Annotated in this window: 16 protein-coding genes; 7 read left to right on the top strand and 9 right to left on the bottom strand. The window is 39.6% G+C overall.

Annotated elements, in window-relative coordinates; genetic code table 11:
* Positions 1 to 312: 312 nt before the first annotated feature.
* Positions 313 to 3,051, bottom strand: a complete 2,739-nt coding sequence (locus DS2_RS13750; protein ID WP_035015399.1) for a TonB-dependent receptor — start codon at positions 3,049 to 3,051, stop codon at positions 313 to 315.
* Positions 3,052 to 3,319: 268 nt separating this feature from the next.
* Between DS2_RS13750 and DS2_RS13745 the strand changes: the two genes are divergently transcribed.
* Complete coding sequence (locus tag DS2_RS13745) at positions 3,320 to 5,011, top strand: sodium:solute symporter family protein (RefSeq protein ID WP_051479884.1); 1,692 nt, start codon at positions 3,320 to 3,322, stop codon at positions 5,009 to 5,011.
* A gap of 307 nt (positions 5,012 to 5,318) precedes the next feature.
* Here the strand turns inward: DS2_RS13745 and DS2_RS13740 are convergent, their stop codons facing one another.
* Entirely contained in the window at positions 5,319 to 6,083 is a 765-nt protein-coding gene (locus tag DS2_RS13740) for an IclR family transcriptional regulator (protein ID WP_035015398.1), read from the bottom strand.
* A 173-nt stretch (positions 6,084 to 6,256) separates the two neighbouring features.
* On the opposite strand from DS2_RS13740, the gene DS2_RS13735 reads away from it, so the two are divergent.
* Both DS2_RS13735 and DS2_RS13730 read left to right on the top strand, forming a co-directional pair.
* Positions 6,257 to 8,101, top strand: a complete 1,845-nt coding sequence (locus tag DS2_RS13735; RefSeq protein WP_051479883.1) for an FAD-dependent oxidoreductase — start codon at positions 6,257 to 6,259, stop codon at positions 8,099 to 8,101.
* 23 nt (positions 8,102 to 8,124) lie between these two features.
* Positions 8,125 to 9,072 carry a glycoside hydrolase family 16 protein gene (locus tag DS2_RS13730; protein ID WP_160168571.1) on the top strand — a complete coding sequence of 316 codons (948 nt, stop codon included), beginning with the start codon at positions 8,125 to 8,127 and terminating at the stop codon, positions 9,070 to 9,072.
* Between the two features lie 235 nt (positions 9,073 to 9,307).
* On the opposite strand, the gene DS2_RS13725 is transcribed toward DS2_RS13730, so the two are convergent.
* The 4 genes from DS2_RS13725 to DS2_RS13710 form a co-directional block, all read right to left on the bottom strand.
* Positions 9,308 to 9,727 carry a hypothetical protein gene (locus DS2_RS13725; protein WP_035015396.1) on the bottom strand — a complete coding sequence of 140 codons (420 nt, stop codon included), beginning with the start codon at positions 9,725 to 9,727 and terminating at the stop codon, positions 9,308 to 9,310.
* Between the two features lie 181 nt (positions 9,728 to 9,908).
* The gene (locus tag DS2_RS13720) at positions 9,909 to 10,421 is read right to left on the bottom strand and encodes a DUF3592 domain-containing protein (protein WP_081754276.1); all 513 of its coding nucleotides are present in this window, start codon (positions 10,419 to 10,421) and stop codon (positions 9,909 to 9,911) included.
* Positions 10,378 to 15,303 carry an RHS repeat domain-containing protein gene (locus DS2_RS13715; RefSeq protein ID WP_035015394.1) on the bottom strand — a complete coding sequence of 1,642 codons (4,926 nt, stop codon included), beginning with the start codon at positions 15,301 to 15,303 and terminating at the stop codon, positions 10,378 to 10,380. The genes DS2_RS13720 and DS2_RS13715 overlap by 44 nt, the downstream gene beginning before the upstream one ends.
* A gap of 13 nt (positions 15,304 to 15,316) precedes the next feature.
* Positions 15,317 to 16,201 carry a hypothetical protein gene (locus tag DS2_RS13710; protein ID WP_152537609.1) on the bottom strand — a complete coding sequence of 295 codons (885 nt, stop codon included), beginning with the start codon at positions 16,199 to 16,201 and terminating at the stop codon, positions 15,317 to 15,319.
* Positions 16,202 to 16,519: 318 nt separating this feature from the next.
* Here DS2_RS13710 and DS2_RS13705 point away from each other — a divergent pair, with 318 nt between their 5' ends.
* The 3 genes from DS2_RS13705 (at position 16,520) to DS2_RS13695 (ending at position 20,330) form a co-directional block, all read left to right on the top strand.
* On the top strand, positions 16,520 to 19,240 hold the full coding sequence (locus DS2_RS13705) for a TonB-dependent receptor (protein WP_035015392.1): 2,721 nt from the start codon (positions 16,520 to 16,522) through the stop codon (positions 19,238 to 19,240).
* A gap of 256 nt (positions 19,241 to 19,496) precedes the next feature.
* Positions 19,497 to 20,102, top strand: a complete 606-nt coding sequence (locus DS2_RS13700) for an RNA polymerase sigma factor (RefSeq protein WP_035015391.1) — start codon at positions 19,497 to 19,499, stop codon at positions 20,100 to 20,102.
* Between the two features lie 15 nt (positions 20,103 to 20,117).
* Positions 20,118 to 20,330, top strand: a complete 213-nt coding sequence (locus DS2_RS13695) for a FecR/PupR family sigma factor regulator (RefSeq protein ID WP_035015390.1) — start codon at positions 20,118 to 20,120, stop codon at positions 20,328 to 20,330.
* On the opposite strand, the gene DS2_RS13690 is transcribed toward DS2_RS13695, so the two are convergent.
* From DS2_RS13690 to DS2_RS13680, 3 genes are read right to left on the bottom strand one after another with little or no spacing between them, the layout of a single operon-like run.
* Positions 20,327 to 20,968 (bottom strand): GntR family transcriptional regulator, encoded by a 642-nt coding sequence (locus tag DS2_RS13690; RefSeq protein ID WP_235188610.1) that lies wholly within the window; start codon positions 20,966 to 20,968, stop codon positions 20,327 to 20,329. The two genes, DS2_RS13695 and DS2_RS13690, sit on opposite strands and share 4 nt — an antisense overlap.
* A gap of 47 nt (positions 20,969 to 21,015) precedes the next feature.
* The gene (locus DS2_RS13685; RefSeq protein ID WP_051479882.1) at positions 21,016 to 22,299 is read right to left on the bottom strand and encodes an MFS transporter; all 1,284 of its coding nucleotides are present in this window, start codon (positions 22,297 to 22,299) and stop codon (positions 21,016 to 21,018) included.
* 13 nt (positions 22,300 to 22,312) lie between these two features.
* Positions 22,313 to 23,467 carry a mandelate racemase/muconate lactonizing enzyme family protein gene (locus DS2_RS13680; protein WP_035015388.1) on the bottom strand — a complete coding sequence of 385 codons (1,155 nt, stop codon included), beginning with the start codon at positions 23,465 to 23,467 and terminating at the stop codon, positions 22,313 to 22,315.
* A gap of 109 nt (positions 23,468 to 23,576) precedes the next feature.
* On the opposite strand from DS2_RS13680, the gene DS2_RS13675 reads away from it, so the two are divergent.
* Positions 23,577 to 25,370: an arylsulfatase gene (locus DS2_RS13675; protein WP_035015387.1), complete on the top strand. Its 1,794-nt coding sequence runs from the start codon at positions 23,577 to 23,579 to the stop codon at positions 25,368 to 25,370.
* Positions 25,371 to 25,392: the final 22 nt, after the last annotated feature.

The following is a 25,392-nucleotide window of genomic DNA, read 5'->3' as shown; positions in this document are numbered from 1 at the left end:
CTATTTAATTTTTCTTATCCAGAACTCAGGTAATTTAAGTTCAACTGAAATTTTTAAGGTGATGAATATAAATGTTTGTGTTCGGTTGAGTGTCCGCTTCGGTTTATAAAATTGACACTCAAATATTAAAATTTTTGAGGTGTTGAAGATCTGCTTCTCGCTCTTTTGGGGCATTAATGCGCTAGTCCCACAGTCTACTTCTGGCACAAAACTAACTACCAGATTTGAATTGAGCTACTCAATCAAATCTGGCAAATCAAAGCTTAGCTCTGCACACCAAGCTTAACAAAAGCGTAATTTTGCTAACTTAAATTACCAGTTAGCAGTAATTGACGCTCTTAAAGTTCTTCCCCGCTCAGTATTAGTTAAAACCGCAACTGGATATTGTGCGTATGTTTTATTATTTTCTTCAGTCAAATTGTTACCTTGAAGCGACACACTAATGTCGTCAGAAATATTGTATCTGTAGGTCATAGCTAACTGTTTGTATTCATCGGCATACCACCCCAAATCTTCCGAACCGATAGATTGCAAATATGGGTCGCGGAAGTTGTACGCCATTCTAATGCTGTGATCACCTTTCTCATAATAGGCAATTAAGTTGCCGCTCTTTTCAGACAAACCTAAAAATGGTTGAGGGTTACCCGCCAAATCTTTTAAATTAGTTTCACTATCAATAATTGCATAACTTGCTGTCACGCCAAAACCATCAAAAGGTTCTGGTAAAAAGTCGAATGCTTGTTGGTAGAAAAATTCAATACCTTTGATTGTTCCGCCTTCACCGTTTGCATCTTGACTTACAACAAAATAGGGAACATCTGGATAAGTATCGAACGTTAGCTGGTTTTGACGCGGAATAACAAATGATTCAATATCTTTAGTAAAGACAGTTGCTGAAACTGCTGACGATTTATTGAAATACCACTCGAGCGCTAAGTCATATTGAGTTGCAATAAAAGGTTTAAGCTCGGGAGAGCCACCATTGCCAAAACCTGCAATTAAATTACCGTCTTCATCAGTGTCAGTTGGTACAAATAGTCTAAATGCATTTCTCATTGAAACTGTACTTGGATATGCCAATACTTTAGCCCCACCAATACGTAATTTTAGGTCATCAGTAATATCTAAATTAAACATGGCTGACGGTAAGAGTTCGTTATTGTCTACTTTTGCAGTTTGTTGTACAACTTCATCGCTGGATGCAGCCTGATAACCTGTTGATTGCAAATCTCGCGTTAAATAACGAACGCCAAAATTACCATAAGCAAACATGTCTCCTAAATAAAGTTCATAATTCAACTTGGCATACAATGCCAAATGATCTTCTTTTACCGTCCAAGTACTGAGTAAATTATTAATATCTGATTGTGGGTTTAAACATTTTTCTTTGTCTGCTGCGTTAAACACTTCTATTACAGATTCACACCCCGCAATATTTCGCCCTTGCCCAATCAAGTATGTGCGAGGTAAACCAGCTAGTTCGCCAGCCAGATAGTCTTGGTTTGAAAAAATTTCGAACGCCCCTTCCATGCCAAACTTCTGCTCGTAATCTAGCAAATTATCATCAGGTTGATTTCTAAACGGCACTAATTGGCGGTTACCAGCCACTGACTTTGTATCATATTGTTGTAGGCGAACACCTGCTTCAAATTTTGTAAAAATATCATTGTTCAAAAAGATATCTAAGTCGATTTTTTGCGAAAGATGTGTGGTTTCAGCCTTGGTTCGATTGTCGAAATAATTATTCCAACGATACCCACTTTTGTCCAAAGGGTCGCCATCAAAATTAAAGTCGCCGCCAAATTTGCCTCGTCTTACATCAAAATCTATATCAAAGGTATCTAAAGTCTGGACACGGTTAAAAATTTGCTTTCGATTTGAGTCAGACTGGCTAAAACTTAATTCAGCAAAGACATTAATTTGTTCACTCAAGCTCCAGTCAGCATTAACCGCACCCGACAACAAATCCGTCGTCAAATCAACATATTCAGCGTTATTTTGTAGTGGGCGCGATGCAGATCCCGCCATTAAAAAATTGTTTTCGTCTAATTCAGCATTGGTAAAATCACCCGCTAAAGGTGTTGAAAGCCAATGTCGATCACGCACAGAATCAAAACGTGAATAAAGTACGTCTGCGGTTAATTCAAGTTCATCAGATGGACGCCACTGAGCTAATACAGAACCGCTAACTCTGTCTCTGTCGTCAATGATCTGCTGAAACCTCGGATCACCGTTAAGTAGAATTTTAACTTCGTTACCCTGACTATCTAAGTCTAAACGCTCACCACCTGCGCTGGTTACACTTCTATCTTCTGGTAACGCTGTCCAACCATTAAACGTACCAATGCCATCTTGAGAGACTTCACGCATATCAATATTTGCACTAACTAATATACCAAAGCTATCTTGGTTAAACGTATTTGAATACATACCAAATAGTTGATGGCCTAAGTCTTTGTTTTGATCGTTATAATTTGCTGCATATGAAATAGCTTTTTGCTCTCCCATTTTATCAAAAGGCTTACGGCTCATTATGTTCACAACGCCGCCTACAGCACCATCAATCATGTCGGCAGAAGCAAGTTTGGTGACATCAAGCTGTTTTGTAAGCGCCGAAGGCACCATAGACATAATTGAATAGGTAGACGTATTCAAGGTATCCATGCCCGTACCACCGCGCCCGTTTACGTCAATAATAGTCCGCCCGTTATATAGGGTAACGTTTTCACGCAAACCCCGAATTGAAATGCTCGACCCCTCACCAATTCCTTGGTCTACCTGAACACCGGCTACGCGACCTAAAGACTCAGCAATAGTGTTATCTGGTAGCTTACCAATGTCATCAGCTACAATTGAATCAACAATTTGATTAGAAAAACGTTTGTTAGCGGTTGCAGCAACTAATGAGGTACGTACACCAGTAACATTAATTACTTCTGGCTCGGATGTTTTTTCTTGAGCAACCGCAATAGATGTTTGTACTAAGCTTGCTGCGGTAACAGCTAAGGTAAGTGGTTTTAGTTTAAATTTTGTTATTTTATTTTTTAACATATGGCACTCCGTTTGTTATATTTTTGAGAAAACCTCAAGTAAATTGCTATTATAGATAACAATAATTGCTAATATAGCAAAAAATATGCATTTGTGAACATGAAAAACATTTTTTTAACTTAAAATCGAGATTTTTTAGGGATCCGATAAATTGAGTAATTACCAATAAGCCAGCTAACTTTTAGGTAAAAAGTAAAAAAACCGGTTTTAATTAACATAAAATTAAAGTACATTTGCTATATTAGCAATTTATAAAAGAGTAAGAAGTGTGTCTAATTTTGATTTTGGTATAGCTCTAGTATTTTCACTAGTGGTATTTGTGCTTGGGCTATCCTTTGCCCGTGGTGGAAATAGTGTTAAATCATTCTTTGCAGCTGGCGGTGCCGTACCATGGTGGATTTCTGGTTTATCGCTATTTATGAGCTTTTTTTCAGTCGGTACTTTTGTTGTATGGGGCTCTATTGCTTATAAATCAGGCATGGTAGCAGTCGTTATACAAACCACAATGAGCATTGCAGGTTTTATTGTCGGTTTTATAATTGCACCTAAATGGAATAAAACCAATGCATTAACCGCAGCTGAATTTATTAGTCAACGCCTTGGTTTTGCTACGCAAAAATTTTACACCTATATCTTTTTATTTATTTCATTATTTAGTGGCGGTGCATTTTTGTATCCGGTTGGCAAAATGATCGAGGTTACAGTTGGTTTACCACTGGAATTATCAATCATATTATTAGGGGCACTAATTATTATTTATACCGCGGTTGGCGGGCTGTGGGCAGTATTGGTGACTGACGTTTTACAGTTTGTTGTACTAACCGCTGCTGTTTTGATTGTTGTACCACTAGCATTTGATCAAATAGGTGGCATTAGCCAGTTTATCCAAGCAACACCACCTGACTTTTTTGCACTAACCAATAGTGAATACGATTGGTTATTTATGGCCGCGTTCGGTTTTTACAATATGGTATTTATTGGCGGTAGCTGGGCTTATGTTCAGCGATATACTAGTGTAAAGAATCCACAAGATGCGAAAAAAGTCGGCTGGTTGTTTGGTGGCTTATATTTATTTGCGCCGCTTATTTGGATGTTGCCACCTATGATTTATCGCGCAATGCATCCAGACACCAGCCAAGTAGACGCAGAAGGCGCATATTTATTAATTAGTCAACAAGTGGTACCAGACGGTTTAATGGGGTTAATTTTAGGTGCTATGGTATTTGCCACGGCTAGCTCTGTGAACACCACGCTCAACATTGCTGCTGGGGTATTTACCAATGATATTTATAAACCGGTTAGAAAGTCAGCCAGTAGTAAAGAAACCATGATAGTAGCGCGTAGCGCAACCTTTATTTTTGGCATTTTGGCTGTCTGTGTTGCCCTGTCAGTTACCACAATGGGTGGTATTGTAGAAGTTGCTTTTAGTCTAGCTGCAATAACAGGTGTTGCATTGTTTTTGCCGCCTATTTGGGCAATGTTTTCAAAATATCAAACAGGACGCGCAGTTGTTAGTGCAACCTGTATCAGCTTAGCTGTGAATGCATTTTTTAAATTTGTTGCTCCGGATACATTAGGCTTTTCACTCGCACGCTCGCCTGAAATGCTAGTTGGCGTATTGGTGCCAATCGCCAGCATGCTAACATTTGAACTTTATTACCGAGCGAAAAAAAGCACTTGCCCGCAGTATCAGCTCTACCAATTAAGCCAAGAAAAGCAAAAATCACAGATTAATGCTGATGAACAAGCTGACGATGATTCAGCCGCTAATATGTACGGGCGAAAAATTATCGCAATTGGCATTTTATTGATTGGTTTAATGATTGCGGCTTTGGGTTTATTGGCCAATACAGGTGGGATCATTATTTCGGCCATAGGCTTGTTTATAATACTGTGTGGTGTGGTTATATACCCAAGCAACTTGAAGATGCATGTTTCAGAGCTATCACAGCGTTTTTAGTACAAGGCATGTTAATGAAGGAATGTAGGCACCTTTCAAATTAACATAACGCTGTAATAGAAACGCTGTGAAGCTCCCGAAGGGCAAGGCTAAAAAGCATTTATACTGCGTTATTGATTTTGAAAAGGGATTACCATTATCTTCAATCAATGCCTTGTCTAAATGCTTTTTATCTCTTGCTGAAATCTCGCATCTTCAAGTAGCTTGGGTATATTCCCCATGCCAATTTATCGAATTTTTCAAACTCAATAAATAACCTCAAACATTTTTACACAATTTGCGTGAGGCTAAAACCTCACGCAGGGCCTTATTCATGTGGCTTAATAATATGCAACTGCTGTTCAATTCCTTCTTTTGCTTGGATTAAAATAGGTACTAATTCTTGCACCAACACATCATCAATTTCACCTTGCATGGCAATTGCGGAATTTGCGGGCGAGCCGACTTCCACCGCAATTGAGCACCTGTTACCTGTCGGTTCGATACCATTTTGTATGCCTTGAAAACGCACATAACCTTGCTGGCGAATTTTTTCTAGTTCAGAAATAAGTTGATCTAATCCGTTTTGGAAATTAGGGATTTCTTTATCTTTATATACATCAATCAAACTTTCTATCGGCGTTCTTGCTAATAAAGCAAGGCCGATACCACTGCAGGTTGCAGGCATTACCCCTACTCGGCCAATTGCTTCAGCAGACGACATACCTGGATTGGCGTGATAAATAAACGAAACAGTGTCGTACCACAGCACCCCCATAGCAACTGTTAAATTAAAACGTCCTAGTTTCTCTAAAGTTGGAATAGCACTGCACAATAAACCCGAGCCATACAAACTTTGTGCGGATAAAACATGAATACCCGGCCCAGCAATGTATTTACGCCCCTTGGTTTGCTCTGTCATCCCCATTGATGCAAGGGTTTTTAACAGTCTGTTGGCACGAGTACTTTCAAGCCCGAGCAACTCACATAAATCTTTACCGCCAATTGGTTTCTCAGAGCCTGCAATTGCCTGCAAAACACGGATGCCATCCAAAATACTTTGATTAGCCTGTGCACCACCCTTAGATTTCATACCTGACCTATTCGTAATTAAAAACGTTTAAATTGTAACATAATCCAAATTAATCTCTCGATATTAACGCACATAAAAACATCAACTTGTAAAACAATTGCTATATTAGATATTGATAAATTAATTTTAATTGCTATTATAGATATTACTCAAACGTTAAGACAGAAGTGCAAATGACAAATTTAATTAATTTAGCTGATCGCTCATGTGACCAATGGATTCAAATGGGTAGTGAAGGGATGAAAACGCCAATTCGCGCAAAAACAGTTAACTATGAAGTTACTGTCGTAGGTGGAGGTATGGCAGGTATTTGCGCCGCTGTTGCTGCGGCACGCAATGGCGCAAAAGTATTATTAGTGCAAGACCGCTCAGTACTCGGTGGCAATGCATCAAGTGAAATCCGCGTGATAGTACACGGCGTAACCAAATTAAAAAGTGGCTTGCCTGAACGAGAAACTGGTATTTTAGAAGAAATTTTATTATTAAACCGTTTTTGCAACGAGCAGCATTCATTCACTGTTTGGGATCACGTTTTATACGACTTCGTTACCAGAGAAGAAAATCTAACGTTAATGCTAAACACTCAAGCTGTTCGGTCATTCACGGAAGACAACAAAATTAAATCAATTTTGTTGTGGCAAATGAGCACTGAGTCGTTAATTACTGTTAATGCGGATATTTTTATCGATTGTTCAGGTGATGGATTAATGGCCGCAACGGCTGGGGCTCTTTATCGTACAGGCCGTGAAGGTCAAGACGAGTTTGGTGAAAAATATGCACCAAAAGAGCCAGATGGCTGGCAAATGGGTGCAACAATATTGTTGTCATCACGCGATATGGGTAAAAAAATGGATTACAAAGCACCACCTTTTGCGATTCCATTTGATGCAGAATCAACCCATCCCGACAGACGTATTATCCCATTTGTAGAAGGTTTTTGGTGGGTCGAAGTTGGCAGTAAAGACGACATTATCGGCACAGCCGAAACCGATATGCACCGTTTAATGGGTTATGCCTACGGTGTTTGGGATCATGTGAAAAATTCAGGTTTATATCCAGAAGCCGACAACTTTGCGTTAGACTGGGTAGGTTCATTGCCTGGTCGCCGTGAATCACGTCGTTTTATTGGTGACTATATTTTGTCAGAACCAGACCAACTCAACCTAAAACAGTTTGATGACGCAGTTGCATTTGGTGGTTGGCCATTAGATGAACACAACCCAGGCGGTATCGAAAACCTAGCTGAACCACCGAGCTTTTGGCATGAACATTTTGATGAAGTGTATCAAATCCCATTCCGTTCATTATACTCACGCAACATAGAAAACTTGTTGTTTGCTGGTCGAAATATTAGCCAAACCCATGTTGCATTATCATCTTCTCGCGTAATGGGTACATGTGCAGTCCAAGGCCAAGCTGTTGGAACAGCAGCAGCACTTTGTATTAAACACCAAGTACTTCCGCGCGCCATTACTCAAGACTATATGCTTGAGTTGCAAGAACAGTTATTACGTGACGATGCCTATATTCCACAAAGATACGCACAAGACTCAGCTAACTTTGCAGCAACAGCTGACCGAATTAGTGCGTCATCAACCGCCAGTGGTGACGTTAAAAATTTAGTTGATGGCATGTCGCGTGACGAGCGTGGCGAAGTGCACCATTGGAAATCAGATGGCTTAAATGCATCTGTCACGTTTGAGTGGGATAAGCCAGTCGCAATTTCAGCCATTGAAGTTAAATGTGATACTAATGTCAAAAAGAATATTATGATGTTAAAAAACACACGTGAGACTGAAGCTTACACCACCAAAATTCCAGTTGAGTTATTAAAATCTTTAAATGCTGAACTGCTGATTAACGGCCAATGGCAACTACTTGCTGAAATAGAAGATAACCAGCGTCGCTTGATTAAATTCAACTTCGAGCAAACTCAAGTCAGTGGTTTTAGGTTAAATTTGCTAGAAACCTACGGCTGCCCTGATATTAAATTATTTGAAGTTAGATGTTACGCATGAACAAGTCAAAAAGAGTAAAAGTTATGTCGAACAAAATCTTATTTAAAAGCTTAGCCTCAGCCTGTTTTGCTGCAAGTTTAACGGCATGCGGCAGCAATAACATATCAACCGAAATAGACCCGACCAGCGATCTAAAGGTTAAACCCTATCAAACCGATGCACTTGCAGGTTATAAACTCACTTGGTCTGATGAATTTAGTGGCAACGCAGTAGACGAAATAAAATGGCACTATCGTTTAGACTGCAAACATTGGAGTCAACAAAAAGCAGAAAACAATACAGTATCTGGCGGCTTGCTGCGTATTCATTTACGCAAAGAAACCGTGGAATGCCCACAAAACCATTGGTTACAACCAGGCCAACAAGAAGGTGACGAGCCTGCAGGTGTGGTGCAATACACAGGTGGCGGCATTATCTCAAATAAGTTATTCCGTTACGGATATTACGAGGCCAGATTAAAAACACCAAAAGGTGCGGGTTGGCATACCTCGTTTTGGATGATGAAAGATTTAACGGTAGATAAAGACCCGAGTGACCTTGAGTTTGATCCATTAGCCAGTAAAGACATAACCAGCCATATTGAATTAGACCCCTTTGAAAATGACTCGATAGATCCGCAACACTACCAAACAGATGCGCATCAATGGAAGCCAGAGCCAGGTACAGAAGACCCAGGCCGTACCCAGAATAAAGTGGGTACCAAACAAATTCGTTTTACCGATGACACTGTCTTTACCGACTTTCATGTGTACGGATTAGAGTTCACCCCTACTCACCTGCGCTATTTCTTTGATGGCAAAATGGTCAGCGAAACTGAATTTCCAGCCAGCAAATACAAGCACAACGACATCAATATTTGGTTAACTGGCTTAGGCACCTTTTTAGGCAACACCAAAGCCATCGACGACTCAATGCTGCCAGAGCAAATTCAAGTTGATTATGTCAGATTTTTTGAAAAGCAATTTGATTAAAAACAACCTAAGAACATCAGCCACAAGCATGTAAATGCAACTCAAGTTATTTCAGCCAAGGACTGGCTGAAGCAACTTATTTCGCTTTTGCGTCAACTTTTCTTTTTGAATCAGCTTCATCAATACTTGCTTTGCCTATTGGCTATTTCAGCCCTGCGAATTTGAATTGAATAATATTACTTAGGGTAAGTGTCCAAAGTTAGCGGATCTGGTTAAATTCCATACTTACCCATAGTTATGGCAATTCGAAGAGTCTCTTATTTCGATATACCTCCACCAGCTTATTGTTTTCAAACCTTAATTCAATCACGTCTAACGAATCTGCGTTTAGATAAAACACCCACCGATCTTTCTCCTGAAACTTATTTTTGCCAATTTTGTGAAATCTAGGCTCGATTAGCACACCAAATCCTGGGTCAGTGGCTAATTCCTCTGCAGTGTGCCCTGATACCCTTATTCGTATAAAAATTTTGTCCCCCCTATTTCTGTACTTGGCGAGGAAGGTGTGTAAATTTTCGTAAGCTTGACTCTTTGAATCACCGATTGAAATTCCATTTACACTACCCACTTTAATTGATTCTTCCCCATAATTGGCCAGGTAAAATATACTTAATGCAAGAATACCAATCGAGCTTAAAACAATATGTCTAGTCATAATCTAATGCTTTCTAGTCCACCTAACGAGTTAATAAAAGTCAGAAATAAGAAACCGCTCTAGCAACTCTGGCGAGGCATCCACCCCAAACCCCGTCAAGCTAGAACAAATATTGCTAGGGTTCGCTTTCGCTCGTCAGGGATGCATTCACATCCAGAACTTCAAAGTTGAGGCTTTGGATTCAAAACTTAGCACAAGTGTCTTTGTTTTCTGAATAACATGATGACCAAATTTTATAGATTGAATACATAAATAAAATCACAACAACAAACCAGACAAATATTAATAAATAATTTATTTCTGCTTCAAGTACAGATGCTTGCGGATTTGTAGGCTCGTAACGAATCTGAACCTGCTGACCTTTTGAATACTTACTCAATAAACGTTTTGCTTCTTCATGGGGCACGCCATTATTCATTACGGAGAATCTATCATTAAGATATTCAACACCATTTACGAAGTAGCTATATTCAATTTGAATTAAATAATTTGTACTTTTCTTTAATTGCTTTATGTGACTTGTTTCAACAATTCCAGATACTGTCGGCCAATTTTTAGAGTTGAAATTTTCTACAACTTTAGCTGAAAGATACGCTCCAAAAACTGTAGAGATTAACAACATTGCGATGTAAAACTTCTTGGTATTCATATCAGCAAGCTGTCCCCGGAGATTCAGCACATGACTTAAGTGCATTTGAAAGCCCTTCACTGAAGTCGCTAATTGCTTGTTTAGTATTTTTTAATGTTTCTGGTATCGACAAATTAACTTCTCCCTTTCCTCCAACTCCAGCACTTATTCCCAATTGTGGATTCAAATTAAGTCCATTTCCATCAATTTTTAGCGCCGACTCCAGTTTCACATCACCCGTCAAGCCATTTTCCGAATCTAACTTACCTTCTATTTTTACTGATTCCTCACCTCCCCCAAGGGTTAAGTCTGCTGTACCTTCTAGCACGGCAGAATTACCTCTAGTTGAACTCGCTTCTGAACCCAGAGATAACTCAAAGCCCGCTGCGGCACCAGTTCTCAACGTTCCCCCCGCCCCAGCAGAGATCTCTAATGATTCAGTATCTACAGTAAACGAAACACCTGCTCCTAATCCTTTACCCAGAGCTACTTTGAATGAAAAATCAAATTTATACCTAGTTGTACCATCTGGATCTATGTAAGAGTAGGGGTTATTTCCAACGTAAGAATATCTATTGAAAGTTGTTATGTCGCCCGTAAAACCAACCGGATCATTCGAATAAAACCGCCCAATCAACGGATCATAGTATCGTGCCTGCATATACACCAAACCACTATCATCCTCTACATGCCCCGTGTAACCCAATGTTCCAGAAGATAGCGTTACGTTAGTATTATTTAGCACGAATCCAAATGGCATATATTCTTTTTGCCATAATACTTCACCTCTAGTTCTGCGAATTAAGTTACCACTATGGCCAATTCTGCTAGTCAGGCGTGCTACTGAAACCTTACCTGCTCTAATGTACTCGTCAAACGTATTAGTACTAGGCGTGAATTGGGCAACCAAACCAGCTTCAGTCGTATACACAAAATATTTGGTTTTACCGTTGATGGTTTGTTTTACACGCTTTAAGTTACCATCATATTCAAACGACGCACTCTGCAAACCACTAGTGCTTTCTACTTGATTATCGTCGTTATATACAAACGTCAGTTTACCGTTGTTTGTAACATTTCCACGCGTGTCGTGGCTAAATGTCCGATTACCATTTTTAGAATCCCAAACGGTCGATACTCTGTTTCTGCTATTTACAGCCAACGTCATTGCGTTGTGGTTGTTAATTTTTCGCTTGCGTAAATTGCTGACAGGATCATATTGAAATTGGGCACTACCCCATGCACCGGTTGATTTAACTAATCGGTTTAATTCATCATAGGTATTGTATATATGTTTAGTTGTATCTAACGCGTTTTCAATACGATAAATATTGTCATTAGAATCATAACGATAGGTTAAATCAATCGCAGGTGGTTTGCCAACACCTGACCAAGGGAAGCTTACAGAAATGTTTTCAGGCAATTGCTTAGCGTTTAGTGTTTGTTGATATGCAGCTCCATTTGCATAGTTAAATGTGCTAACCGAACCATTTGCGTGATATCTGATACTGCTCGCTAAATAGTTGCTTGCTGAACCTTCGCTAACTAAAGCAGCCATAGTTGGCTGCCCTAAAGAATTAGGTTGAAAATCAACCTTATAGCCTGAAGGGTAAGTAATTGAGTTTAGGTAGCCGTTCCCGTGACGTTCGTAATCAGTGATAAATGTATGCTCGTCAATTAACATAGCTTCTTGAACAAGCAAGTTAACGTCATTGTAAAAATACTCCCATTTATTGGTCCCTTGCTCACCTACCCTGGTTAATGTCTCTATGTTGCCATTTTTGTCATAATCCCTATCAATGAAGCTAGTCGGCGAATAAATCGTTTTGTCTAGAAGCCCTCTATCTGTATATGTTAGTTCAACCTTACCTTGTGAGGGTAAGGCGCAACCACTACCCAAATTTTGTCCTTCAGAGTAAGCTATTAACTCATTTGCGTCGTTGTATTGGAATAGTTTATCACCCGTTTCAGGTACCGAGTGACGGCATAGACGCTGCCTAGCATCATAAAAATAGCTATGCTTGTATTGATTCTCACTGACTTTAAAATACCCATCGCTGTATACAGTCTCACCAAATTGCGTGATGGATTGGATTTGACCTAATTTATTGTAGGTCAGCTTAGTTTTAACATGGCCATTGTTACTGACTTCAGGCGATTCGATTAATATAACATTTCCATCATTTGGAGACTTATATCCGCTTTTTTGAGTGTTTGTGATATGGCCTTTAGCATCAATTTTTTGGACAATGTTATTGTGTAAATACCTATATGTTTCTAATTGGTCAGTTCCTAAAACAGTTTTCCTTTTTATACTTGACAGTCTACCAAGTTCATCAAATTCGGTTATCCTCCCATATCCTTTATGTTCCCAATCTGTTGCTGTTGGAAAAGATTCATAAACCAACTGGTTATTATGGTTATATTTTTTAAAAGTCCAGCTCTTACCAGTACTAGATTGAACAGGGCGATATAATGCATCGTAATAGATTTGCGTTGTACTGTCCCCTTGAACTGTTGTTTTTATTATACTGAAGTTAGAGGTATCTAGCTGATATGAAATATCTATATCATTGGCATCAGACGGCAAATCTATTGAGGTTAGCCACCCTAAGTCATTGTATGCATACGAGGTAACATAAGTCTTTGCATTTCTTTGGCTTATTAACCACCCGTTATCGTCTACCGAATACTGCAACTCTTCGGAATCCGGCCGGATAATTGATTGTGGCGTCCCTCTCTTAAAATCGTTAAAATATGTGGTTCTATAAGCGCCATTGTTAATATCAACGGGTTTAGTGACGGTTTTCAAGTTACCAATACATGTGCTAGAGGGGCATAGTTGATCATTTTGGTGATAAGTGTACTGACTTACGATGGAGCCAAACTGCTTGTGTATTTTTAAACTACCGTTGTCAAAATATTCCCATTCATTAATGAGCGTTCCATTTAATTTAGTTGATTTTGGCAACAGCAATTTATAGCTATCTAAGTCGTTTTGATACTCTATTTCGCTAATACGCTCGTCAGCTTGCTGATTCGCCACTTCTCGGTATGCTGATACTTTGACGGGTTTATCAAAGCTAAACCCATCGGCCAACTGTCCTTTGTTATATTTATAGTTTGTTATGTAATTATCAATGTTTCCATTTGGGTCTTTATATTGAACCTTCATGCTATTCAAATAATTAATGTAGTAACTCTGCATATTGTCTGTTGGCACAACTTGTGTAGCAACAAACAATGGCTCATCTGAATCAGCATTGTATTCATATTCAGTTATTTGAGTTGCCTGCGATGGATCTGCAGTATCTGCACCTTTTTTATAGGTTTCGGTCTTTATCGTTTTACCGAATAATGGCGAATAATAATCTCGGTTAACCCAATGCTTATTCACTGTGCCATCAGGCTCCTTTACTTCAACCCATTTTTCAGTTGGAACAGGAGTTGTGTCAGAAGGTAAAGGTTCGTATTTGTATCCCCAATGGTATTTGGTGCCATCAGGCAATTCCAATTGCTTTGAAGTTACATTGTAGCCAGATACACCTTGGTATGAAGCGAGATGATAATTTAACTCAGGTTCAACACCTATATCTATATCATTGCAAGCATGTTTGTTGCCTTTTGGCGTGTTTGAATTTCCAGCATACAAAGTTGTTACTGGCTTAAACACAAATTTAACTTTTGCGCCACTGGGATGCCAAATAGATGCGTCCCAGCCTTGATATCTAGGAACACAGAACTCATCACTACCAATATCTGTATGCAAAAATCCTTTAGAGCCTCTGCGACCAATCTTTCGTCGTGAATACCAAAAAGTGTCGTCAGGCAGCACAAGCTTATTTTCATTAGTGTAATGGTAGTATTTCCAACTTCGGCCATTAGCTTGAATAAGGTCATATTTTTGATTTGCACTATTTGTTAGCTCCGTTTGGCGAGTGATTTCTCGACCATCATTGCTATGAATTCGAGTAACTAAACCCTTGCTGTTGTATTCGTACTTAACCCAATTCCCATGTTCATCTTCAACCTTAGATGCTTTCATTTGAGCTTTGGCGAAATTAAGTCCATTAGCTTTAAAGGTACCATCACCAAAAATATGATTGTGCATTGGGTCTGTATAGGTTCTTTCCCCACTATCCAATGCCAGCTCGGTATAAAATAGTCTATCGAATGTATAGGTCAAGCCATTCGGTGAAACCGCGACAAACCCTTCTCCTTTTGCTGTTGTATGGTTGATAGTATCGCTCTCGCAAAATACTAGCCATTTATCTTGAGTAACAAATGTTGGCTCTCCATATTTGTTAAAATAGTTCGTCGCCTCGTAAAACTTCCCACCAAAATTAAATAGGGTTTGACTCTTGCCACCATTCGTCTTCAAAATTAATTGGCTTTTGTGCCTGTTAGGGGGAAGGTTTACTTTTTTTGGCTCATATCTCGGATTCGAAAAAGAATAGTCTTTCCATACGTAGGCCGTTATATATACAGGGTCGTACGTAGCTCCCTTGGTGCATCTATTTTGCTTCCAAGGACTCGCGCTATTTGAACCTTGACCAGTATAAATACGCGTTGTTATTTCTGGAACATCATCCTGCCAATCAAGCCGATCCATGAGCGTATGACCGTAGCTCACGGGAATTTTGGAATTACCAGGAATTGAAACAACTTCGCGGTAAAAGCTAACTTGCCCAGAGCTAATATCAATTCGATCGCCTACCAACCCAGAATCGAGCATCGCAAAATCAGAGTTTCTAAGCTTTTCAAGTTCAAGATAGGAATCCTCAATGTTCGACATCACCTTGGCTTCATGAAAGGTGTCATCAAATTGGCTGGCGTGAGCTTGTAAATTGCCTATGCTCATTAGTGCTGCAGCAATTACGTATTTAAAACTTCTTGATAGAACTTGTAAATATGTTCCCATTTGCACAAAATTAAATTTTTTACTCATATCATCCTCCTGATTAGTGAGCTGTCTCGGCTACTGGGCTACCCAAAAGATCCTGATGAACAAAACGAATATCTGTGAGATTGGCAGTTTTAGTGCGCTTCAAAGGAATTCGGGACGAATTGGCTTTAGTGTATGCATTATCGGGCTTGGTAAAACCATAATCATGTAAATACAACCACGCATCTCTGACCTGACAAGCCCGGTCTTTAGCGCAAAAAGTTACCTTTATATAGTAAGAGTCGTATTGCCAATCAAAAAGTGAATTAGATAACTGAAATGTCACTTCGCCTTTAATATCGAAGCTTTCCTTGATTATTTTATCTATATTCCAGATGTCAGGTCCTTCATGGGTTAGTTCAATTTTAACCAAAGGGTCAGCGACATTTGGATTGAAGTAAGAAAAATCCCATTGAACTAGACTTTCGCTAATGTTTGAGTTTATAGAAATCCAAACCTGAGAATCTGGCTGGCCAACCGACGGTCCTTCACCATGAGGTATTGGAGTTGGTTTTGGTTCTTCGGTTACATTCAAGGAATGTGTTCCAACATCAAGAGTTACTAAATATGGAGAACTATCCAAATAACAATTGCGCTTCACAACAATGCTATACGCTCCAATAGATAAGCCGCTAATACTGTGACTTGTAGAGCTTGGTGAAGCAACAGACCAAGACACACCATTAACAAATACTTCGTACTCTTGGCAATTTGCAGTTGGATAACGAGACGACAGGTAACCATCCGAGTGTAGGTTAGTAGCTTGCCACACTAAAGTTATCGTTTTATTTGTGTAAGCTTGAGTTGGCCCACTGAGGGTATCTGCGTTGAGGTCGCGCACATATCCAAACCACATAAACGTAAAAATTGAAAAAACTAAGAATCCATTTTTGATATCCATACCATCATCCATATTTATTAAATTAAAAAACTACCACACTAAAATAACATAATACCTTATTAAATAACACACAAATATAAAATTTACCGCAAAAAAGAAACCTCATTAAAATTCACAATAAAATCACTATAAATCAGTGATTTGATAGATTATCCAACACTTTTTTAATATTTCTTTATGGATTTCCCAACCTGATACGTCCTACCTAAAGAGAGGTTTAATGTCTAAATATATTAGTAGACATCAGCCGCTCATCACAGTGAATTTTCGCCAATTGCGAAGCATTAACAATTAAGAAATTTGATGAGATCAGTCAATATGAAACAACATTTTAAAAGTACAATTATCACTGGCGTTGGGGCGTTAGCTTTAATGGGGGGGCAATCAATTGCACAAGAGAAAACTGAATCAGAAGGTAATTCTGAATCAAAAGTTGAAACCATTGCAGTAAAAGGCATTCGCTCTAGCCTAGTGCAAGCGACTGAAACAAAAAGAGCCGCACCCGTAATTGCAGATGTTATCAGCTCAACCAACCTTGGGCGATTTCCAGATGAAAACGTCGCAGAATCACTGCAACGCGTTACCGGTGTACAAATAGAAAGAGTTAGAGGTGAAGGCTCTAAAGTCAGTATTCGCGGTTTACCCCCTGCATTTACCCTAACAACCATGAACGAAAGAACTATAGCTTCAGCATTTGCCCTCAACCATTTAGAAACAGCTTCTCGTAGCTTTGAATATTCTGCACTTCCATCTGAATTTGTTAGTTCATTAGAGGTTTACAAAACACCAATGGCGTCGTTGCAAGAAGGTGGCTTATCCGGTGCAGTTATTGTGCGTACTCATAGTCCGCTAGAATACGGTAAGAAAAGAGTTGCTTTGTCTGCACAAGCGGCACACGAATCAAACTCAGGTGAAGTCGCACCTAGAGTTTCCGGACTTTACTCAGACGTGTTCGCAGAAGGGGCGCTCGGTGTAAGCATAGGTGCCGCATATACAGAGCGTAATGCAGAATCTCACTCTTCGTTAAGCCGAGGTTTCAGAAAGTCGAGAAACTACACTCAAAACTTATTATTACTTGAAAAATTTGAAGAAGAAAAAGAAAGGCTGAGTTTAATTGCTCGAGTTGAATATCAACCAAATAGCAATTTACGTATTTATGCTGATGCTTTTCAAACTGAATTAGACAACTTGTCTATTCGTGGTCAAACTGCTTACAACTTCGGTAATACAGTTAGCAGGATCACAGATGATAGCCCTGAGCAAATTGTTCCATCTGGCACGATGCAGCAAGAGGTAAACGGCAATTTATTAACAACGAAATCAGAATTAACTCATGTTGAAGTGCGTCCTGGTGGTCGTTATCAGGCCAGAAAAGGTAAAACAACGGCTTACGCAGTTGGTGCAAAATACGAACTAGATGATTGGACGGTTAAAAGTGAAATCAATATGTCTAGCTCAGAACAAACAGCAGACGGGTTGGATTTGTTAACTCGAGGATTTATTAGCCAAGCTGGTTACGACACAACTCTAGATAGTGAAATGACTTCATTAGTACTAACCAACCAATCACAAGCAGAAGTGGTCGACCCAAATAATTATGAGTTTTTAAGCTTTTATGGCGAATTTGGGAGCACCATAGAAGATGATATACAAAACGTGCGACTAGACCTAACCAGACATTTTAGCAACGGTATTATCAATTCATTTAAATTTGGTGGTTCACTTTCAACGCAAGAGCAGTTTGGTGTATCTCGCCGTTTAGAAGTAGATAGAACAATTCTCACCGACAAATTAAACATTGCACAGCAAGCTAATGGTAATTACAGCGGTGCATCTTTTATTGAGTTAACCGGCGCTGGCAGTGGTGACTTTTTGGGAGCTTATAGCGGCCCTGCAAATGTACCGACTCAGTTTTTGCGCGCTAAAGCACGTGATTTAGTAGAATCATTTAGTCGCCAAGAGCTTGCATCTATGGGCAGTATTAGCGAAAACGAAACAGGTAAAATTGATGCCAAGGAATCGGTTTCAGCTATCTACGGACAAATAGATTATTCAATGCTTGATGAGCGCCTAACGGGTAACTTTGGTGTACGGGTTGTAGACACAAAACAAACAACTCACGGTATTGCGCCAGACTTAACCGCCATCACCTATCAACCAGATGCTGGGGCATTAATCACTATTCCAGCAGGTGGGCCTACGAGTGTAACCCGAAGCTATACAGATATATTGCCATCTCTTAATATGTCTTACGAACTAGACTACGATCTGATAGCTCGCTTTTCTGCGTCACGCACAATTGCTAGGCCATCACTTGCACAAATCTCCCCATCTACAACAGCAAGTAATGTTCCACCGACAATTAATAAAAACAATCCAAACTTAGACCCATTTCGGTCAAATAATGTGGATGCAACGTTAGAGTGGTATTTTGATGCAGGTTCAATTGTGTCTGCGACTATTTTCCAAAAAGAGCTTGTCTCCTTAATCGAATCTGAATCAAACAATGAAGATTTAGATATTATTGAACTCAGCTCAGATGGTTCGCAACGGCCAATCACTGAAGAGTTTATCGTCAACACACTTAAAAATGGTGATGGAGTTGACTTAAAAGGGGTCGAGCTAACATTCCAACATAACTTTGCCGATTTACCTGGTTTTTTAAGTAATATGGGTACATTGGTTAACTACACTTACATTGATAATTCTGAGCCAGATAAAGTAACGGGTTCATCTCGCAATAACTTTAATTTAAGTGGATATTATGAAGGAGACGCTTTGTCGATTCGCTTATCTTACACTTGGCGTGATAAATTCTTACTTTCAGCCGGCGCACAAGAAAGGTTCGGCCGTTATATCAACGCATCAGGTATCCTAGACGGTAATATCTCCTACGATGTATCAGAAAACGTATCGGTTGTACTCGAAGCCATCAACCTGCTAGATGAAGCAAGTACTTCAGTTGATGGCAATGGATACCCTGCAATATATGAAGACAATGGTCGACGCTTAATGTTCGGTGTAAAAGCTTCTTTCTAAATCCTAACAACAAGCTCCAATGCCGAGGACAACCTCGGCATTTTTTTATCTCAAAGCCACCTCAACTCATCTTAGCCATTTCGCGAACAAGCCCATAAACCCCCTTCAGTTTGCAAACTTCTATCCAGGGTTCAGGTTAATTACATTTATTTCGATATTTTTAACAAAAGTTATACACTTATCGGCATTATTGTATATAATAAAACACAAATTATATGTAATTTTAAATCATTTACATACAGTATAAGGATTACTTATGTCTAACCTATTAAATGCATTTCTTGGGCAACAACAAAGATTACGGCAAATAGTGTCAAAATACCGCGCAAACCCGAATGACGTAGATGAGTTAGTACAAGAAACATTTGCACTTGGTTTGGCTCACGCGCAAAACTCAACCATTTCTCAACCCGATCGCTTTTTGAAAAAAATTGCTAAAAATCTTGCGATAACACAATCAAGAAGAAAATCGAACACAAATGAAATGCAATTTGATGATATAGACCAACTGCCACTCGACCAATTGACATCAGCTATGCAGGACGAAAAAATACATATTCATCAACAGTGTGCGTTGCTACAAAAATTGATCGACGAAATGCCTGAAACAATTAGAGAAAGCCTCATCCTGCGTAGAATTGAAGGTTATAGCTACAAAGCGATAGCGAGTAAACTTGGCACGTCTGTAAGCACTGTGGAAAAGCGAGTCGCCAAAGCTTTAGTGCTGCTGTACTCCGGTTTAAAAGCAAATGGTGTTGCAGCGGCAGATTATGAAGACATTTCAAGCATAAATATTTCAATCGAAGCATTTAACCCGAAAGCAACTTATGGTAAAAGTTTTAGCTCAAGCAAATTAAAGTAACACAAAACATTTGAAATGAGCGAAAACGCCCCAAACCTACAAACCATCGAGCAACAAGCCGCAGATTGGTTAGTTAAGCTAGACCAAACTGAGCAGCTGAGTGACAGCGATAAACAAGCTTTTTCTGTTTGGTATCAAGCCAATCAACAACACCAACAAACCTTGCTACAAATGTCTGAGATATGGGCGGCATTGGCACCGGTTCAAACAAAAATAAACACGCGTTAGCTAATTACTTTGCCAATATAACGAGACCAATATTGTGCGCTGCTTCCCAAATGCTTATTCATAGCAACCAAAGTTTTCTTCATGCTTCGCTCTTTTAAAGCTTGCATAATTTCTTTATGCTCCTGAATACTTTGCTCGATTCGACTTGAGTTCAAACTCACATTCGAGTGAATAGCCATTAGGGTCAGCCTGTTTTTGCGCCAAAGATTTACAGCATTCTGGTTGTAATGCACTTTATACATATTCCAGTGAAATAAGGTATCGAGTTGCCTAAATGTCAGATCGTCCGCCGTTTCCATCTGTTCAACCAGCTCAGTAAGTTGCTGATAGTCCTCCGCTGTATGCTCGTTAACAAACCACTCCATTAAATACGGTTCTAGTAATTGCAGAATTTCTAACACATCGCGCATGGTTGTATATTCAAACTTTGCAACTCTAGCACCGCTATTGGGTGCTACAGTTACAAAACCTTCACCTTGCAATTGCTTTAAAGCTTCTCGTACTGGGGTGATACTGGTGTTGTATTTTTTCGCCAGCGCGGTTGTAACCAAGCGGTCACCACTAATAAATATAGAATTCGCAATATCATTTAATATACGAGAATAAATGGAGTTATCATCATTTATCAGTGGCGACATATTTACACCGTGCTCCGAAAAAGTCATGCTTCAGTTTTACCTTTAATTTAATCAACATTAATCTGTTGGACTTTACCAACCAAAAATAAGTACGAACTACACCCAATAAGGGCTAATGCGGCGATGAAGTATAAAGCAGGCTTGAAGTCACCGCCACCTACTAATAAGCCAATCACGATTGGTACAATCACTGCAGACAAACCGCCAATAAAGTTAAAGCATCCACCAATTAAACCCACATGTTGTTTAGGTGCAATTAACGACACAAAAACCCAAGCGATAGAGGCCAAACCATTGCCAAAAAACGCGACTGACAAAAAGACAATAACCCAAAAGGTGTCGTCGGTAAAATTAGCCCCCACAATAGCCATACTTAACAGCATACCACTAATTACTGGGGCTTTGCGTGCTATGTCTTTAGCAATACCCTTTCTCACTAAAAAATCTGAGGTAAACCCAGATACCAATACACCAAAAAAAGCAGCTAAAAACGGAATTGAAGCTAAAAAGCCAGACTTTATAAAATCGAGCCCACGATATTCAACTAAATAAGAGGGAAACCAAGTTAAGAAAAAAATCAGTGTGCCGCCAAGGCAAAATTGACCAATGTAGATTCCCCATAACTTTTTATGGCCAAATGCAATTTTTAAGTTACTTAGGCTAAGTTGAATTTTTTTATCTTTGTCTGCAGTTGGTTGGTTTTTATGTTCTTCTCCGCTGATATGGTCAAGCTCAGCCTTATTTATCGAAGGATGGTCCTGAGGATCACGATAAAAGATGTACCAAATAATCGCCCAAACAATCCCAATAATACCAGAGATAATAAACAAGCCACGCCAACCAAACATTTCCTGAATCCCCACCAAAACAGGCATCAAAAACGCAAGGCCAATAAACTGCCCTGAGGTATAAACCGCAATTGCCGAAGCACGTTCGTTTTCCGGAAACCATGAAGTAACAATTTTGTTATTACAAGGGTACGACGGCGCTTCAAACACACCAATTGCCATTCTGCAACCAATCAACGCAGCTAGAGACGACACAAAACCTTGCACCAAAGTAGCCAGTGACCAAGCAGTTAATATAAACGGATAGAGTACCCGGGTTTTAACCACATCCACCGCCATGCCACCCGGAATTTGCAGTATAGAGTAAGTCCAACCGAACGCCGAAAAAATCAGCCCCATTTGCACCGAATTTAACGACAAATCTTCAGATATTGCGGCGGCTGCAACCGAAATATTGGTTCTGTCCATGTAGTTGACAACAACACTTATAAATATCAGTAGCAATACACCATATCTTTTGTTAGTTGCTTTTTGTTTATTCATTTTCTTTCTCCTGTTACCAATTAGTGTATGAGCCATCTGTTTTGTGCAACCTGGGTGGTTCCCAAAATTTAAAAGGCAAATCTGCTATCAAGGACTCACGCACATCAATGCCTAACCCTGGTGTATCGTCTACTTTAAAAACAGTACCTGACAGTTGCGGTCGGTTGATAAAATAATTGTCATAATCGGACATATCACCGTCATATGGAGGTAGCTCTAACCAAGCTAGGTTATTAATAGACGCACAATAGTGGATAGATGCCGCACTACAAATTGGGCTAAGTGGGTTATGTGGCATCATATCGATGTAGTGCAACTCACACATCGCAGCAATTTTTTTTGCTTCGGTTAATCCACCCGCATTACAAATGTCGACTCGGCCATACTGAGTTAAGCCACTTTCAACAAATGGTGCAAAATCCCATTTGCTGGTAAATTCTTCCCCAATTGCAAATGGAACATCAACCAATGAACGTAACGATTGATACGCAACAGTAGACTCATCTCGAATGGGCTCCTCTAAGAAATCTATTGTACCTGTTGGCATTTTTTGCATAAACGAAGCAACTTCAGGCACGGTTAATCTATGGTGATAATCTATCCCTAATACCACTTCATTTCCCAAAGCGCTGCGGGCTTCTACCAAACATTCAGCAACACTTGCAATCGATTTTCTAGTATCAAACAAGCTACTATTGCTTGCACACCCATGCTCGCCAGTTGTCACCCGTAACGCTTGCCAACCTTGTGCTTTTAAATTCAGTAACGCTTCGATAAGCTCATTGCCCATCGGCTTGATGCTGGTTGCAAATAAAGGGATTTCATCTCGCTGTTTGCCGCCAAGTAATTGATGAACTGGTACATCAAAAGATTTAGCAACAGCATCATGCAAAGCAATATCAATCGCAGCTATCGCAGCAGCTAACACTCTACCTCCTTCAAAGTATTGGCTACGATACATTTCTTGCCAGAGCGCGCCAATCTGTCGCGAATCTTTACCCACTAGGAAGTGTTTAAAATGCTCAACAACTCCAGCAACCGCTAATTCACGCCCAGATAAACCAGACTCTCCCCAACCATAGATGCCCGACTCAGTTTCAATTTTAACTAAACAAACATTTCGAAAGCCGGCCCAAAAGCAGTAACATTTAACATCAGATATTTTCATTTTTGCTCTTCATTTACTTTAACTTTACAAAATTATATGTAATCCTAATACCAATTACATACAATTTAACCTATTATTTATATAATTTTCGAAAATGGTGGTTTAATAAATGAACTTAAAAACTCTAAACAATCGCTACTCAGTAGCACTAATCGCTTTACTGTTTACGTGTTTACTCAACGTTTCGGTACAGGCAAAACAACCAAATATTGTAATTATGATGACCGATGACCAAGGGTTTGGTGACATTGGTATGCATAACAACCCACATCTGAAAACCCCAAATATTGAGCGCATTGCCCATGACGGTATGGAAATGACACACTTTGTTACCTACCCAAATTGTTCAGCAACTCGTGCAGGTTTGTTGACAGGTCGTTACCCATACCGTACAGGCGTCACAGCGGTCACTCAGGTTGATCATTTTATGCGTGGAGAAGAATTAACCCTGGCAGAAATTTTTGCTGAAAATGGCTACAAAACAGGCATTTTTGGTAAATGGCATTTAGGGGATAACCATCCGATGCGCCCAACAGATCAAGGATTTGCTGAAGCGTTAGTTCATAAAGGTGGTGGCATTGGCCAAGCTGCGGGACCAAAAGGTAATACTTACTTTGACCCAATACTTGAGCATAACAATGTATCAAAAAAATATTCTGGCTATTGTGATGACATATTTACCGACGCCGCTATAGACTTTATGGCAGACAGCAGCCAAACAGATCAACCCTTCTTATTATATTTAGCAACGAACCTACCGCATTTACCATTGCAAGTACCGGATAAACTAGCAGAGCCTTATCGCAAAATGGGCTTACATGAAGACAATGCTCTTGTTTATGGCATGATATCCAGCATCGACTACAACGTTGGCCGGGTACTCGATGCGTTGCAGCAACTTAACTTAGAACAAGACACCATTGTGATATTTTTATCTGACAATGGTCCACGACACAGAAGAACCAAAAACGACAGTATCCCTGGCCGCTGGACCGCAAACCTGAGAGGAACAAAAACAAGCGTTTACGACTCAGGCATTCGAGTACCCTTCTTTATTAAATGGCCTGGAAAAATAAAACCCAACACTAAGACCGCACAAATGGGCACAATTATCGACTTACTGCCGAGTTTATTGGATGCCTCTAATATACAAACCCCAGCGGTAAACAATATGGATGGTACATCCCTACTACCTATTTGGTCGCATAACCAGCAGCTAGCCGATAGAAATTTCTTTGTACAAATGCACTACGGACCAACTCCTTTTAAATACATGCACTTTGCTGTGCGCAACAACAAATACAAATTAGTCAGTCCTCACGACTTTCCACATGGCATTGTTCATCAACCAACCGACCATGAATTATTTCACGTATTAAAAAATTTAGAATTATACGATCTACAAAATGACCCAAGTGAAAGAATCAACATTGCAGCTGAACACCCTGAAATCGTTGAAGATTTACTCGAACAATATGAAAACTGGTTTGATGAAGTTACCGAAGAAAGAGATGCTTCTGGTATTGAACGCATTTCATTGGGTCACCCAGCGCAACCAAAAGTGAATTTATCCAGATTTGATTGGGGTGGTCCACGGGTTATTTCTCGCTTTGATTATGGTGGCCCAAGAGTTGTAGAAGACAATCAACTCGGGTATTGGCAAGTTGAAACTTTTAAAGGCCGATACAATATCACCTTCGACTTACCCGAATTAACCCAAGACGGCATTGCTCATCTCAAGTATGGCGCGTTACATGTCACTAAAGCAGTTAAAAAAGGCCAAACTAGCGTTAGTTTTAGCAATGTTCAATTGCCGAATGCCAAAGGTAATTTCCACGCTTATATCAAAGCGGATCGATTGCCTGTCGGCCCATTATTCGTTGACGTAGCAAGAATTGACTAACTCAAAAGATTAAACAAGAGAT

Source organism: Catenovulum agarivorans DS-2, from assembly GCF_000568405.1.
Classification (GTDB): Bacteria; Pseudomonadota; Gammaproteobacteria; order Enterobacterales; family Alteromonadaceae; genus Catenovulum; species Catenovulum agarivorans_A.
This window is presented reverse-complemented; position numbering and strand designations above follow the sequence as displayed.

Coding starts and splice junctions, on each gene's coding strand:
- DS2_RS13725 (WP_035015396.1), bottom strand. CDS start 9,727: ATGACTAGACATATTGTTTTAAGCTCGATTGGTATTCTTGCATTAAGT.
- DS2_RS13720 (WP_081754276.1), bottom strand. CDS start 10,421: ATGCACTTAAGTCATGTGCTGAATCTCCGGGGACAGCTTGCTGATATG.
- DS2_RS13750 (WP_035015399.1), bottom strand. CDS start 3,051: ATGTTAAAAAATAAAATAACAAAATTTAAACTAAAACCACTTACCTTA.
- DS2_RS13695 (WP_035015390.1), top strand. CDS start 20,118: ATGAGCGAAAACGCCCCAAACCTACAAACCATCGAGCAACAAGCCGCA.
- DS2_RS13675 (WP_035015387.1), top strand. CDS start 23,577: ATGAACTTAAAAACTCTAAACAATCGCTACTCAGTAGCACTAATCGCT.
- DS2_RS13685 (WP_051479882.1), bottom strand. CDS start 22,299: ATGAATAAACAAAAAGCAACTAACAAAAGATATGGTGTATTGCTACTG.
- DS2_RS13705 (WP_035015392.1), top strand. CDS start 16,520: ATGAAACAACATTTTAAAAGTACAATTATCACTGGCGTTGGGGCGTTA.
- DS2_RS13735 (WP_051479883.1), top strand. CDS start 6,257: ATGACAAATTTAATTAATTTAGCTGATCGCTCATGTGACCAATGGATT.
- DS2_RS13680 (WP_035015388.1), bottom strand. CDS start 23,467: ATGAAAATATCTGATGTTAAATGTTACTGCTTTTGGGCCGGCTTTCGA.
- DS2_RS13715 (WP_035015394.1), bottom strand. CDS start 15,303: ATGAGTAAAAAATTTAATTTTGTGCAAATGGGAACATATTTACAAGTT.
- DS2_RS13690 (WP_235188610.1), bottom strand. CDS start 20,968: ATGTCGCCACTGATAAATGATGATAACTCCATTTATTCTCGTATATTA.
- DS2_RS13700 (WP_035015391.1), top strand. CDS start 19,497: ATGTCTAACCTATTAAATGCATTTCTTGGGCAACAACAAAGATTACGG.
- DS2_RS13710 (WP_152537609.1), bottom strand. CDS start 16,201: ATGGATATCAAAAATGGATTCTTAGTTTTTTCAATTTTTACGTTTATG.
- DS2_RS13730 (WP_160168571.1), top strand. CDS start 8,125: ATGTCGAACAAAATCTTATTTAAAAGCTTAGCCTCAGCCTGTTTTGCT.
- DS2_RS13740 (WP_035015398.1), bottom strand. CDS start 6,083: ATGAAATCTAAGGGTGGTGCACAGGCTAATCAAAGTATTTTGGATGGC.